A 13,039-nucleotide genomic window follows, 5' to 3' on the forward strand; every position below is an offset into this window, starting at 1 on the left:
GCAAGATATAGAGTTTTACACGCAGCGCTACCGATCCAGATGCGGTTTACTATTCCCGCCGCTCTAGCTAAAGTGAAACCCGGCGAGCTCCAGTACCCGCCCCCAGCAAGCGACCACGCCTCACTCGCTATTCTCGCCGCGCTGAAAGGCTACCCTGAGCTCGGTGCCGACAACCTCCTGAACCCTGCGGTTTCGCGCAGCTACTCCACTATCGTCGGGCAAGTCTGCAGGCAGGCGCACCTCGAGTTTCTGAAGGCCTCGGAGCTGGAGAGCGGCGAGCGGCTCGCCAGGAGAGTCTGGCTCTACAGCCTCCTCATCGAGGTCGCTATGAATACTGTAGGCCTCGAGGCGGACTGGGCGCGAGTGCCGGAGGCAGAAAGGGAGAAAGCCTTTGCAGCGCTGCTGGAAGAGCTCACAGCTCTCGAGCGCGAGGAGCTCTCCGAGGCGGGTAGGCTTGAGGCGGCTGAGGCCGCGGTGGCGCTGAAGCTGGAGGATATGCGGAAGGTGATGTCGAGCAACCCGAAGGTTAAGAGCATGCTCTCCTGGATTGCCGAGAGGGTGGAGCAGAGGCTGGACGAGCAGCACCCGGCTTCGAGCTTCGTGAGGGAGATGGCGAAGGAAATCTGGGCGAACGCGTACTACCGGATGTCCAAGCTGGGGCTCTGCAGGTTCGGCAACGACTACGCGCTGGGTCTCCGCTGGCTGCGGCACCTCGGCTTCGTCCAGGTCTCCACCAACCCCGTCCTGGCGGCCGAGGCCTACAAGGACGACCCCTCGCTCTGGGATAAGTTCCGCGACTACCTGCGCAGGAACCCTGCGCTCCTCGAGAAGGTGGACTCCGACCCGGATGCTCTCGCCATGGCAGCCACCCTGATAGCTCTGTGGCCCAACATGGAGGTTTTCCGGCCCGTCGCCTACCTCCTCGACTTCCAGGACGGGATGATCAGCTACCAGCTCAACCCCAACGTAGCTGACAGCGTCGAGGGGAGCCTGAGGGACGCGCTCCGCATCTACTCGCTGAGCGAGGAGTACTTCAGGAAGTACGACCAGTACATGCTCTGGGGCTGGCCGGCGCACATGGAGAGAGGCCGCCCCAACATTGTCTTCAAGGTGGCGGGCAGCAGCGAGGCATCGATCGAGATCACGAGGCGCCTCGAGAGCCTAGGCATAGGCACGAACAACACAGTCACCTTCTCCGTCTCCCAGGAGGTCCAGCTCATCCTCGCGAAGATCGAGGGGCGGGTCGAGGCAGTGAAGAGGGGTGTGAGGCTCACCAAGGTCTACGAGACTAACATGGGTGGCAGGCTTGAAGCCCACCTCCGCGAAGCGAAAGCAGCGGAGCTCATCAGGACAGCCCTCAAGCAGCTCGGAGGCAGCGCGGAGCCAGAGCTCGCGCAGCTCGCCGCGAAGCTAGGGGTTCCCGGCGCCGAGCCGGGGAAAGCCTGGAAAGCGCCCACCGGCTGGGGCTACGACATTGAGGCCAGGACTTTGGAGGAGAAAGTGGAGCTCGTCGCGAGCCAAGCTTACTTGAAGTCACTCTTGAACAACCACCTCGCCGAGTTCCTCGCGAAAGCGGGCGTCTGCGGCGCTAGCGTAGAGGAGGTTACGAAGTGCCTTGAGGCGCTCGAGAACGCTATAAGCCTCTCCGGGACGCTCGTGGCGCAGAGGGTTTGGTGGATTTTCTTCAGCCCGGAGAACTACAGCAAGTGGGTTTCGTACATTGTGAGGAAGTACGGGGTGACGCCGGAGCAAGCTGAGGAGGTTTTAAGCGGTATCGACGTGCTACCTGCTTCTAAGCGGAAGCCGGCGGACACCTACCTCACTCTAGCGAGAAGGAACATGACGAACACCGAGTTCCCCAACCACCAGCTCAACGTGCACAGAGAGTACGCTGAGGGCAGAGTTAGGCTCGAGGACTTCGCGGACGCTGTAAGCAGGGAGCACAGCCGCGACGCTGTGGACCTCCTCTCCACGATAGAGGACTTCAGGAAAGCTTACGAGCTCACTCCGGAGCTCGCCGCGATCCTAAAGGAGGCCGGTGTGAGCGGCGTCGAAGCGATGGGTACCGGTGGCCTGAGGCCGAGCGAGTGGGCGAGCTTCGGTCCGAGAGTCAAGACGATGCGCGGCTTCACCAACGCTTACAACGCATTCAGAGAGGCTTGCGTGAAAGTTGCTTTAGAGCTTAGAGCCGCACTGGCGAAGAGCTAGAGCCCGGCAAGCCCGGAGAGCGGCTGTCGAGAACCTTCAACTTCCCGGAAAGTTCCCCGGCGAGCCGCTGCAAAAAGACCGTTTTCCAGGCTGAGAGTGGTGTTAAGCGGCCTCGTCCTCGAAGTCGAAAGAGCCTTCACCGTAGCCTTTCACAGACATCTGGACTACGATCTTGTGCTTCCCTTTCTCGAAGCTGCCCGGAACGGTTATCGCGACCTCCGCCCCCAGGGGGACCTCCAGAGGCTTCTCGTCGGAGGGGAGCCAGTCGACCTCTACCCCGTTGACCACGACTTTCAGCCGGGACGGGTCTGCCTCGACACCGTCTACAGTGATCCTCACCGGCTTGTTTAGGGAAGCGGGGGCTAGGCTGTTCTTAAGCTTGAAGGTCAGCCCCTCGGGAGTCACAGCCATGCTGCCTTTCACGTAGAGCCTCCTCAAGAGGGCTTTCGGGATGTAGGCCATGCTTTACCGCTTTAAGCAAGCTGCAAAAGGAATATATCAGTTTCCCCGAGCGCCTGGGCAGCACTCGGCAAGGATATAAGGGCGGCTGAGCTTTCAACCAGGTGCCTCGAAACTTCCTGCTCACAGGGCACCGCGGAGCAGCCGCGCTAGAAGCTGAGAACACTCTGCCAAGCTTCTACAAAGCAGTCGAGTGCGGAGCGACAGCTGTCGAGCTCGACGTGTACCCTACCCGCGACGGGGTAGCAGTAGTCGTCCACGATGAGGATCTATCCAGGCTAACGGGGGTCAGCGCGCTGGTCACCCAGCTCACCTACGCGGAGGCTTCCAGGCTTAGAGTACTTGGGAGGGCTAGGATCCCCACGCTGAGAGAAGTCCTCGCGATGGCTAAGGGGAGGCTGAGCGTAGATATCGAGGTAAAGAAGCCGGGAGTGGAGCGCGAGGTTGTTGAAGCCGTGAGGGAGCTGGGTATGGCTCAAGACGTGCTCGTCACCTCGTTCATCCCCTCCACGCTGGAGGCCGTGAGGAAGCTGGACCCCAGCATCGAGGTCGGGGTCCTCCTCGAGGAGTGGGATGACGAGTACCTGGCGATAGCGGAGAGCGTAGGCGCTAGGGTCGTCCTCCCGCACTACTCGGCTATCACCGGCGAGCTGCTCCAGAAGCTGAGGGGTAGAGGGCTGAGCGCCATCACCTGGACTGTGAACGATGTAGAGCTCGCGAGAAAGCTCCTCGGGATGGGTGTGGAGGGCGTGATCACCGACAACCCTTGCGCTCTGCGGACAGCCGTAGGGCTCTAGCGCCCTCGCGGTCCGCGCCGGTGTCTACTCCCTTCAGCTGTTGCCGGCCTTGGAGCGCCCACTCCCCGGCTCCGAAAGCACTAGCGTTATTACCAGCTTCTGCCCTCTATCGTGCGAGACTGCTGTGAAGCTCAGCGTCTTCAGCTTCCCCGACCTCACCGTCTCCTACGGTATCCTTCAGTTCGACGCGGGCGAAGATCCCTCGAGTAAAGTCCACGAGCTGAGCGAAGAAGGGCTCAAACCGCTGATCGAGTCTTCCCTGAAAGCGAAAGTGACCGCGTTGAGCGTCGCCAAAGGGCTCCACGTCTACGGGGCCGTGAAGCTGAGCTTAACCTACCTTCGCGTCGAGCTAGAGGATGGCAGGGAGTACGCTTTCGAGATCTACGGGGACTCTGCGAGAAGCTACTCGAATACCGGTGCCGAGGACCACTACGAGGTTATCGTCACCCTGATGAGAGCGCTCGTCCCGGGGCTTAAGCTTCCCCGGCTCAGAGTCGTCGGAATATGATGAGAAGCTGGGAGAAGGCTCGAGCCGAATCTAGGAGCAAGCGCACCCGCTCTCCCCGCCGCTCGGCACCAGCAAGTTCTTCTCGAACAGCTTCTCCCAGCACTTCCTGCAAACCCATACGCCGCCCATCTCCTTATGAACTGCCCAGAGCAGGCTGTCGCACTCCCCACCGCAGATAGCGCACTTCATAGCCCTCGAGAAAATACGCGCGAAGCAGACTTAAACGTAGCGCTTCTCCAGCTTCTCGCAGGAGTACTGCGAGAGGGAAAAAAAGGACTTGTTTAAAGGGCGTGCTCAGGGAACATGAACGGCAGTAGCGTAGCCGTTGTTAAGCCATGTTCCGCGCCGGTGCTCATCTCCCTTCATCGGCTTAGGCCTTGGGGCCCGCCCCCGCGGCCTCCGCGAGGGACGACCGGGGCGGGCGTCATGGGGGTGGCCGCCTAAGGGCGGCCTGCTCGCGCCTTTCAGCGCCCCGTCGCCGGAGCGCCTCCCGGCTGCTCTCCCCCTCTTCGCGCGCGGCCCCCGGGAGCGCCCCCGGACGTTAAGCCCGCCCGGCAGGTGTCCCGGGAAGCGGGGCTCTGCGGCTCTGCTCTCGAGCACGGCGGTTGAGCTCTGCGGTTGCCCTCGCTGTGGCTGGGCTTGTTGCCGTATTTTCTCGCGAGTGCTTTGGGGTGGGCTTTGAGCCACTTTCTCGCCGTTCTCCGTCCACGGGCCGACCAAAGCCAGGGTCCAGTTAACTCCCCTGAGCACGCTTCCCACGTTAGGGTCCTTGAGCGCTATCGAGAGGGCTCTCCTGCTCAGTCAGCTAAAGCTGCGCACTCGAGCCGGAAGGCGGCTGGAGGGGCTTCGGCGGGAGAGGAGGGTTCAGAGCGATCACGAGCGCGGAGGCTGCGAAAAGCGCTAGGAGGAGTAGCGCAACCCTACCCTTACCCGCCACTATTCCAGAAATTAAGCTTCGCTCCGTACTTAAGTCTTGGCGCTCGCCTGCAGGCTAGGGTGTGCTCTCCAGGCTCGCTACGAAGGCGGCATAAGTGACTGCCAGCCAGCCGGGCGGCATGAGCCCTTCTGCTTTCAGCTTCTTCACAATCTTCCCGTTCTCCCTCCTGAGGAAGACGAGCGTAGGGGAGATGTGCACGTCGAACTCCTTGAAGAGCTCTTTCGCGTCCTCCGACGTGCACCTCTTCGCGAACCACTCGCACAGGACGATGACGAACCTCACCCGGCTCTCCGCCGCAGCTCTCTCGGTGAAGGGGAACCACGTTTCGTCGAACTTGCGGCAAGCACTGCAGCTGGTGTTATCGAAGTAGATCACGTAGGCGCCGTCGGCGAGGATGCTCTCCCTGCTGGCGCTGACCCACCTCCTAGCCTCGGGGGAGTACACGTAGATCCCGTGCGGCGAGCCACGCCCAACTCTGAGCTGCTCGCTCATCAGGCTGGGGGACTGCTGGGAGAAAAATAAACTGTTTTTAGACTCTGACCAGCTGGCTAAGCAGCGGCTGGTAAAACGCGTTCGCTACTGTCGCCTTCAGCGCGAAGTCAGCTGCAATCAGGGCTGCTGACCAAACCAGGAACCTAGCGGCCTCAGGCTCAACGACCACCCTCCTCCTCTCCCAGAGGAGCAGCGAGATCCTCGTCAAAGCGACGCCGAGCAAAACGTACCCCACCACCCTGAGGACAGCGTACACCTGCCAGGACAGCAACGCCACCTGGAGCAGCGCACCCGGCTTAGCCGCCAGGAGCAGGCAGCCCACGTAGTAGTTCATGTAGTTCAGGAGGATGCTTCCCATCAGCAGGCCGAGGAAGCCTGCGGAAGCGAAGGTCGCTGCGGAGAACAGCGCGATCTCGCGGAGCTTCGGAACCACGAAGAGCGCGGGATCCCCCTCGGGGCCCGCACCCGTGCGGATCCAAGCGAACATCTCCTCCCTGTACGCTTCGCCGTTGATCACGGCTTGCGCAGCGCGAAGCGTGCCCGAGTAGGTCGCGTTAACCATTAGGAGGGATTCCACCGCAGCCCAGAGGAGGACGAGGACAGCTGCGCGCCAGAGCACGCCCTTGCGCACGAGGTAGAGGTACGCGGGGTAGACTGCCGCTACCTGCAGGAGCGGCAAGGCGAGCGGGTGCGCGTGCTCAGCCAGCGGGAGGCCGAGGTAGAAGGCTACAGCGCCCGCGGCGAGAGTCGAGACCACGCATAAGAGAAACCCAGCGCAGTAGATACGCGGCGTCTCCACAGGACTCTACGGAATCGGAAGCTATTTTTCTTTTCGCGTAGAGCTTCGCGGGTGTTTTCGCTGTGTAGGCTGCTTGAGGTCTACCGCCATCCTGGATGCTCAGCGCGTGCTTGTAGAAGCGCGGAGCTTCGCGCGGCTTCCACCGGGAATGCGGGAGGTGGGCGCGCTCTAGGTAAGCTTTTTTACACTTAGCTTCTGCTCTACGCGAAATGCGCGCGGTTCAAGTTTCCAACCTCGTTAAGGACTTCGGCACTTTCAGAGCACTCAAAGGCGTTAGCTTCGAGGTTGAGGAAGGCGAGGTCTTCGGCTTAATAGGGCCGAACGGCGCTGGGAAGACCACCACGTTCCGCATCATTGTCGGCCTGCTCACCCCGACAGCAGGGGAGGTGAAGGTGCTGGGTAGGAAGCCGGGAGACCTGGAGCTGAAGAAAGTGGTGTCGTACCTTCCCGAGGACGCGGGGACGTACAAGAACATCACGGGGTACGAGCTCCTCAAGATAGTCGCGGAGCTCTACTTCGGGAAGAGCCGCGAGGCTGAAGAGGCTCTCGAGCTCGGCTTGAGGATCGCGGGGCTGGGCGGCAAGATTCACGAGAAAATGAAGAACTACAGCAAGGGGATGAAGAGGCGGGTTCAAATCGCCAGAGCGTTGATGGTGAAGCCTAAGGTGGCGGTTCTCGATGAGCCGACCGCGGGGCTGGACGTCATTCAGGCGAAAGAAGTGAGAGAAGTTGTCAAAAAGTACTCCGCTGAGCTCGGCACCACGGTGCTGGTATCCAGCCACAACATGCTTGAGGTAGAGGATCTCTGCGGGAGGGTTGCGATGATTCATGGGGGTGTGGTCGTGAAGGAAGGTTTCGTCAGCGACCTGCTCAAGGAGTACGGCGCGCGGAACCTCGAGGAGGTCTTCTTCCAGGTCGTGGGAGGTGGTGCTAGGTGATCAAGCCTCTCGTCGAGAAGGAGGTTAAAGACCTGCTGAGAGACCCGAGGATTATCGTGCCTTTCATCCTGGGTGCTCTACTCCTACCCCTGCTCGGCTTCGTCATCAGCATCTCTATGCGCGCAGCCGTTGAGCAGGCTGTTACAGGTACACAGGTTATAGGGCTTCTCGACCTTGACGGCACGCCCACCTCCGCAGAGCTCGCCGCCTGGCTGGAGCAGCGCGGCGTGAGCGTGGTGCGGCTTGCGGAAGGCTCGCTGGACAGCTTAGCGGAGGAAGCTGCGGGGAGGGGAGCGGAGGTCGTGGTCATCATACCTAGAGGTTTCGGGGAGGCGATTTCGCAGAGGAGGCCTGTTAACCTGACTTTCCTCAACGTGGTCGAAGAGCTCTCTCTCCTCGGAGTGTCTAAAGCTGTGGTTTCTGCGAGCCTAATCGAAGAGTACGTGTCCGCGGCTATGCTTCGCGGCACGGGAATCAGCCCTTCAGTCGTCAGGAACCCCGTAAGGGTGGCTCAGTACACGTTCCTTACGAGCAAGGGCGTGCAGCTCCCGGGAGATCCCGAGTCTCTCGTCGGTTTAAGCCTCTCGGTTATGCTCATACCTCTGATAGTCGTCATGCTCGCTCTCACGACGATGCAGATGTCTGCTACCTCGATGGCTGTCGAAAACGAGGAGAGAACCCTCGAGACGCTTCTCACCCTACCGGTACCCGCCACCCACATCTTACTAGCGAAGCTCCTCGCGATGTTTGTAGTAGCGCTGCTAGGCTCCGTGCTTCAGCTGGCGGGCATGGTAGCCTACTTCCTGCTCCTCATGTCTCAACTCGTCCAGATGTCGCCCGGGCAGCAGGCACCCGCAACCGGGGTCTCTGATCTCCTCGCTCCCGGCGCTTCAACATTCCTCGCGGCACCAGCTCAGCTCGTCAGCCCGCAGGGCCTCGGAGCCCTCGCGGTCAGCCTTCTTCTCTCGCTGTTCTTCTGCGCAGCCCTCGGCGTGGTAGTCGGAGCGCTCAGCAAGGATGTGCGTATCGCAAGTACGATGGTAAGTCCGCTCGCCACGCTCTTCATCGTCCCTATATTCCTGATAGTCTACATGAGCTCTAAAGCTATGAACCCGCTGCTGCGCGCAGCTCTCTACATCCTACCGTTCACTCAACCTGCAATACTCAGCAAGGAGATGATAGCCTACACGCTCCCGCCAGAGCTCCCAGTCTACCTGACCGCTTCCCTCGCACTCACGCTGCTTATGGTTTACCTAACTTCGCGCCTACTCTCCATAGAGACTCTCTCCAGGCTCCAGAGATCTATATCCACTATAGCACCCTCCCTTAAGCGTAAATAATCTATTTTTAATCGGCAGATGATATATAGATTTATATAATACAGAGGCTACCCTTACCTCTAGTTATTTTAAATTAACTTATAAAGTCAAGCAGTAAGCCTTATATGTGGTCATAGAGCTTGTAAAGCCCGACAGACTGTGTTCAGAAAAAGGCGTGGGCATATCGACAAGATGGTTGCACTGCTCCTCGCAGCCCTCTTCATAGTTGGCCTCGTGGCCGGGTACCTGGTTTCCTCGGTCACAGCGCCTCCAACAACTGGTGAGGTTGTCCCAAAGAGCGAGTACGACAAGCTTCTGAGAGAGCTGGAAGACCTTAGGAGGCAGATCGGAGCCGGAGCGGCGCCTGTCGAGATCGTTATCACCGCTTGGACTCAAGGGCCCGAGAGGGAGTCCATATACAGGCAGGCTAACCTGGAGGAGGCTGCGAGAAGGCTTACACAGATGTTCAAGGCTGTTGGGGTGCCTGCAACTGTTAGAGTGGAGGGTGAGTTCTCGACTGCGAGCTGGACTGACTACAGGAAGAAGCTGTACCTAGCTCTTGAGGGCGGCACTGGCCCCTGCATCTTCCTGACAGCTCACATAGACACGGCAACCCTGGCCGATAACGGCTGGATTATCCCCCTCGACGACTACATTAAGAAGTACTGGAACTGGACTTACTACGACGTTATCAGCGGATTGTGGAACTCTGTAACCTACAAGGGCAGGATCTGGGCTATCCCGCAGGACACCGAGGCCAGGCCAGTGTACTACAACAAGCTCCTCCTCAAAAAGCTCGGCTGGACCGACGAGATGATCAACGACCTGCCCAACAAGGTGCTCCGAGGCGAGTTCACTCTCTACGACATGCTGAGAGTCGCGAAAGAGGCTGTGGACAAGGGTGTCGTCGAGCCTGGCTACGGTATCTGGCACAGGCCTAACGCGGGCCCCGACTGGCCGATAGTCTACCTCGCTTTCGGCGGCGAGCTCTACGACCCAGGTACGGGCAAGCTCGTCGCGGACATGAAGGTCTGGAGAAAGTACTTCGAGTGGTTCTACGAGGCCTCGATGGCGAGAAGCAAGGTGATCAGCGACAAGCTGACCGCGCTGGACTGGAACAGGGACATCCACCCGACGATAGTCGCGGGCAAGGTCCTCTTCTGGATGGGAGGCACTTGGCACAAGGGCCAGTGGGTCTCCTCCTTCGGTCTCTCCGAGGAGAAATTCTGGGAGATGTTCGGCTTCATGCTCTACCCGCCGGGCGAGAAGGGAGGTAGGCCGGTCACTCTCTCCCAGCCTATGGCGTACTTTATCTCGAAGACTTGCAAGTACCCTGAGGTGGCTTTCCTCATACTCACGCTGGCGACTGACAGCTACCTGAACTCACTCCACGCGGTTCAGAGCGCTCACCTGGCGATCCTGTACAGCCAGCTCTCCGACCCGACGTACACGAAGGACAAGTTCCTCGCCGCGACCGGCTACATGGTCGAGTACGCGAAGTACCAGCCTCTCCACCCGAAGTGGGGTGAGTACCAGACTACGATCTTCGAAGTCGTTAAGGGTATAGAGACGGGAGCCTTCACACCAGATACAGCGCTCGCGACGTTCAGAGACCTGCTCAGGTCGAGGCTGGGAGATGCCGTCATAATAAGAGAGTGACATTCTCAAAAGGTATTTTCTTTACCTTGAGAGGTGGTAGCTGTGGGGTTGTCCCGTGAAGCTTCCAAGAAAATACTAATGCTCGCTATGCTTCTCCCAGCTGTAGCTGTGATTATTCTCTTCCTAGCGGTGCCGGCAGCTTTGACGCTTCTCATCTCGCTGACAGAGCTTGACTACAGGTTCCAGTGGATATGGTGCGGGCTGGAGAACTACGCGAGGCTCTTCAGCAGCCCGGTGCTGCAGCTCATCGTGAAGGCGACCGCGATATACGTCGCCGGTACTCTCGCCTTTAACACGCTCATGGGGCTCGCTATCGCGCTGATCTCGACCCACGTTCACGACGCTCTCGGCACGTTCGTGAGGGCGGTCTGGCTGCTCCCGAGGGTTCTCCCGAGCGTGATCTGGGCTCTCCTGATGATGTGGATATTCTCGCCCCTCGAGCACGGCTTCCTGAACTCCCTCATCGTCAGAGCGGGAGGGAGCCCTGTTCCTTGGACATTCCTCTACTACTGGCCTTTCCTTTTCATCGTGAACGGTTTCATAGGCTCTAGCCTTTCGGGAATCATCTTCAGCTCTGCGATCAAGTCGATCCCCCAGGACTACATAATCGCGGCGAAATTGGACGGTGCCTCCGGCTTCACCATAGTGCGGAGGATTATCCTCCCGATGATCAAGTGGCATATAGCGTTCTTCGTAGCCTACAACACTCTCTCCCTCCTCGCATCCTTCGAGTACATAATGCTCACGCTAAACGGCGGGCCGGGCTTCTACTCGACAGAGGTTATGATCCTCCACGCTTACCACCTGGCTTTCGGCCAGTACATGGTCGCTATGGACTTCGGCTACGCCGCAACCATCGTGACTATTCTCCTCGTGGTAGGCCTAGCGCTCTCCGTGATCTACTGGAGAGTTTTCCGGCTCAGGAGGCTGATGATCGAGCCGAAGCTGGAGTGAGGTGGTCGGGATGCTGAAGATCGGGAAAATCCTGCTGTACGCTGCGGCTGTGGTTCTCGCGCTGCTTCCGGTAGTTCCAGTAGCCTTGCTCTTCCTCCTCGCTTTCAGCGAGCACCCCGTCTTCATCGAGGGCTTCACTCTGAAGAACTTCGAGTTCCTCAAGACGGGCGTCCTGTTCCCCGAGCACCCTGTCTACAGTAAGCTCTACCCCAACGTGTACACCGTCATGGTCAACACGTTTCTCCTAGCGCTGGGCAACATGCTTCTCGTAGTCCTCGTCGCATCGATGGCAGCGTACGTGATCTCGAGGTACAGCTTCAAGGGGAGGAGCGCCCTGCTGGGAGCTTTCCTCGTAATTCACGGCGTGCCCGCCTCCGTCCTTCTCATCGCTCTCTACTACATGCTCAGGGCGATGGGCTTGCTCAACACTCTAGCGGGCGTGATCCTGGTTAAGATGTCCGTGGACCTGCCCCTCGGCGTCTGGGTCCTGAAGGGCTTCTACGACGGGATCCCGTGGGACACGGAGATCGCGGCCCTAGTCGACGGGACGAGCAGGTTCGGAGCCTTCTTCAGGGTTATGCTCCCGCTAGTCAGCCCGGGCCTCTTCGCAGTCGGCCTCTTCTCGTTCCTCAGCGGGTGGGGCGAGTACGTCTTCGTCTACACGTTCATCCAGTCCTCTACCAACTGGACTTTCTCGCTCTTGATCCAGAGCTTGTTCGGCGAAATGGGTGGCATTAACTTGGCTCTTGTCGCCGCGCTCAGCATCGTCTACCTGATCCCGGTGCTCGTGATATTCCTCGTCGGTGAAAAGTACTTAGTTAGGGTCACCATTGGTGGTGTGAAGGGGTGAGAGCATGGTTACTGTAAGGCTGGAGAACGTTTCGAAAATCTTTAGAGGCGGGGTCGAAGCCGTAAGGGACCTGAACCTCGAGGTAAAGGACGGCGAGTTCATGGTCTTGCTGGGACCCAGCGGCTGCGGCAAAACTACCACGCTGCTGATGATTGCCGGCGTCTACAAGCCCAGCAAGGGCTACATCTACTTCGACGATAAGATCGTGAACGACTTGGAGCCTAAAGACAGGAACATCGGAATGGTCTTCCAGAGCTACGCTCTCTACCCCCACATGACTGTGTACGAGAACATCGCGTTCCCCCTGAGGCTGAAGAAGCTCCCCAAGGAGGAGATCGACAGGAGGGTTAGGGAGGCAGCGTCGATGCTACACATCGAGAACCTCCTCGACCGCAGGCCGAGCCAGCTGAGCGGTGGGCAGCAGCAGAGAGTAGCGCTTGCTAGAGCGATCGTCAAGCGGCCCAGCCTCTTCCTGATGGATGAGCCACTCAGCAACCTCGACGCGAAGATCAGGGTGGAGGTCAGGGCTGAGCTGAAGAGGCTGCAGAGAGAGCTCGGCATCACCACGATCTACGTCACCCACGACCAGGCGGAAGCCATGAGCCTCGCTGACCGCATAGCGGTGATGAACGAAGGCAGGCTCCAGCAAGTCGGCACGCCAGACGAGCTCTACTACAAGCCCGCCAACACCTTCGTAGCAGGCTTCATCGGAGCCCCAGCCGCCAACCTGATCGACGCGGACGTGGTTGAGACGGGTAAGGGGCTCGAGCTGAGCATGCTCGGCGCGAGGTTCCCGCTTCCCGACGACATCGCTTCAGTAATCCGGGGTGCCACCAGGGTGATTTTCATGGCGAGACCCGAGGACATCAAGATCTCTCCAGGGAGAGGGTTCTTCGTGTATTCTGCTGAGTGGCTCGGGAGAGAGACTTTCGCGCACATACAGGCGCCCGACGGCACACTCCTCCGAGTCACCCTGCCGCCAGGCCAGCACGTCTCCGTGGGCGAAGAAGTCTCTATCAGCTTCGACTACAAGAGAGTGCACTTCTACAGGCCCAACGGGGAGCTAATACTCTGAAGATCTCGGGTTGGTTTTTTCCCTCCCTTGACTCGAGGTCCCGG

Annotated in this window: 14 protein-coding genes; 9 read left to right on the forward strand and 5 right to left on the reverse strand. The window is 59.5% G+C overall.

Annotation, left to right across the window (positions count from 1 at the left end; translation table 11 throughout):
* The first annotated feature begins 39 nt into the window (after positions 1–39).
* Positions 40–2,208, forward strand: a complete 2,169-nt coding sequence (locus QXU72_08045; GenBank protein ID MEM0495193.1) for a transaldolase family protein — start codon at positions 40–42, stop codon at positions 2,206–2,208.
* Positions 2,209–2,310: 102 nt separating this feature from the next.
* Here the strand turns inward: QXU72_08045 and QXU72_08050 are convergent, their stop codons facing one another.
* The gene (locus QXU72_08050) at positions 2,311–2,670 is read right to left on the reverse strand and encodes a hypothetical protein (GenBank protein MEM0495194.1); all 360 of its coding nucleotides are present in this window, start codon (positions 2,668–2,670) and stop codon (positions 2,311–2,313) included.
* Positions 2,671–2,771: 101 nt separating this feature from the next.
* Here QXU72_08050 and QXU72_08055 point away from each other — a divergent pair, with 101 nt between their 5' ends.
* On the forward strand, positions 2,772–3,464 hold the full coding sequence (locus QXU72_08055) for a glycerophosphodiester phosphodiesterase (protein MEM0495195.1): 693 nt from the start codon (positions 2,772–2,774) through the stop codon (positions 3,462–3,464).
* Positions 3,465–3,588: 124 nt separating this feature from the next.
* The gene (locus QXU72_08060; GenBank protein MEM0495196.1) at positions 3,589–3,972 is read left to right on the forward strand and encodes a hypothetical protein; all 384 of its coding nucleotides are present in this window, start codon (positions 3,589–3,591) and stop codon (positions 3,970–3,972) included.
* Between the two features lie 30 nt (positions 3,973–4,002).
* On the opposite strand, the gene QXU72_08065 is transcribed toward QXU72_08060, so the two are convergent.
* The 4 genes from QXU72_08065 to QXU72_08080 all read right to left on the reverse strand — a co-directional run bounded on the left by QXU72_08065 (position 4,003) and on the right by QXU72_08080 (position 6,200).
* Complete coding sequence (locus tag QXU72_08065; protein MEM0495197.1) at positions 4,003–4,161, reverse strand: hypothetical protein; 159 nt, start codon at positions 4,159–4,161, stop codon at positions 4,003–4,005.
* Positions 4,162–4,777: 616 nt separating this feature from the next.
* Positions 4,778–4,909: a hypothetical protein gene (locus tag QXU72_08070; protein ID MEM0495198.1), complete on the reverse strand. Its 132-nt coding sequence runs from the start codon at positions 4,907–4,909 to the stop codon at positions 4,778–4,780.
* Positions 4,910–4,963: 54 nt separating this feature from the next.
* Positions 4,964–5,401, reverse strand: a complete 438-nt coding sequence (locus QXU72_08075) for a thioredoxin family protein (GenBank protein ID MEM0495199.1) — start codon at positions 5,399–5,401, stop codon at positions 4,964–4,966.
* A gap of 37 nt (positions 5,402–5,438) precedes the next feature.
* Positions 5,439–6,200, reverse strand: a complete 762-nt coding sequence (locus tag QXU72_08080) for a hypothetical protein (protein ID MEM0495200.1) — start codon at positions 6,198–6,200, stop codon at positions 5,439–5,441.
* A gap of 209 nt (positions 6,201–6,409) precedes the next feature.
* Between QXU72_08080 and QXU72_08085 the strand changes: the two genes are divergently transcribed.
* From QXU72_08085 to QXU72_08110, 6 genes are all read left to right on the forward strand, one after another.
* Positions 6,410–7,138, forward strand: a complete 729-nt coding sequence (locus QXU72_08085) for an ABC transporter ATP-binding protein (protein ID MEM0495201.1) — start codon at positions 6,410–6,412, stop codon at positions 7,136–7,138.
* Complete coding sequence (locus tag QXU72_08090; protein ID MEM0495202.1) at positions 7,135–8,478, forward strand: ABC transporter permease; 1,344 nt, start codon at positions 7,135–7,137, stop codon at positions 8,476–8,478. Before QXU72_08085 ends, QXU72_08090 begins: the two co-directional genes overlap by 4 nt.
* Positions 8,479–8,616: 138 nt before the next feature.
* A complete protein-coding gene (locus QXU72_08095) occupies positions 8,617–10,116 on the forward strand; it encodes an extracellular solute-binding protein (protein MEM0495203.1) in 1,500 nt (499 codons plus the stop codon).
* Between the two features lie 42 nt (positions 10,117–10,158).
* Positions 10,159–11,070: a sugar ABC transporter permease gene (locus tag QXU72_08100; protein ID MEM0495204.1), complete on the forward strand. Its 912-nt coding sequence runs from the start codon at positions 10,159–10,161 to the stop codon at positions 11,068–11,070.
* A gap of 10 nt (positions 11,071–11,080) precedes the next feature.
* The gene (locus tag QXU72_08105; protein MEM0495205.1) at positions 11,081–11,920 is read left to right on the forward strand and encodes a carbohydrate ABC transporter permease; all 840 of its coding nucleotides are present in this window, start codon (positions 11,081–11,083) and stop codon (positions 11,918–11,920) included.
* Between the two features lie 4 nt (positions 11,921–11,924).
* Positions 11,925–12,995 (forward strand): ABC transporter ATP-binding protein, encoded by a 1,071-nt coding sequence (locus tag QXU72_08110; protein MEM0495206.1) that lies wholly within the window; start codon positions 11,925–11,927, stop codon positions 12,993–12,995.
* Positions 12,996–13,039: the final 44 nt, after the last annotated feature.

The organism is Thermofilum sp. (assembly GCA_038741495.1).
Lineage (GTDB): Archaea > Thermoproteota > Thermoprotei > Thermofilales > Thermofilaceae > Thermofilum.

Excerpts from the sequence above, each read along its gene's own strand:
- QXU72_08105 (MEM0495205.1), top strand. The coding sequence starts at position 11,081 with ATGCTGAAGATCGGGAAAATCCTGCTGTACGCTGCGGCTGTGGTTCTC.
- QXU72_08110 (MEM0495206.1), top strand. The coding sequence starts at position 11,925 with ATGGTTACTGTAAGGCTGGAGAACGTTTCGAAAATCTTTAGAGGCGGG.
- QXU72_08065 (MEM0495197.1), bottom strand. The coding sequence starts at position 4,161 with ATGAAGTGCGCTATCTGCGGTGGGGAGTGCGACAGCCTGCTCTGGGCA.
- QXU72_08050 (MEM0495194.1), bottom strand. The coding sequence starts at position 2,670 with ATGGCCTACATCCCGAAAGCCCTCTTGAGGAGGCTCTACGTGAAAGGC.
- QXU72_08045 (MEM0495193.1), top strand. The coding sequence starts at position 40 with ATGCGGTTTACTATTCCCGCCGCTCTAGCTAAAGTGAAACCCGGCGAG.
- QXU72_08075 (MEM0495199.1), bottom strand. The coding sequence starts at position 5,401 with ATGAGCGAGCAGCTCAGAGTTGGGCGTGGCTCGCCGCACGGGATCTAC.
- QXU72_08085 (MEM0495201.1), top strand. The coding sequence starts at position 6,410 with ATGCGCGCGGTTCAAGTTTCCAACCTCGTTAAGGACTTCGGCACTTTC.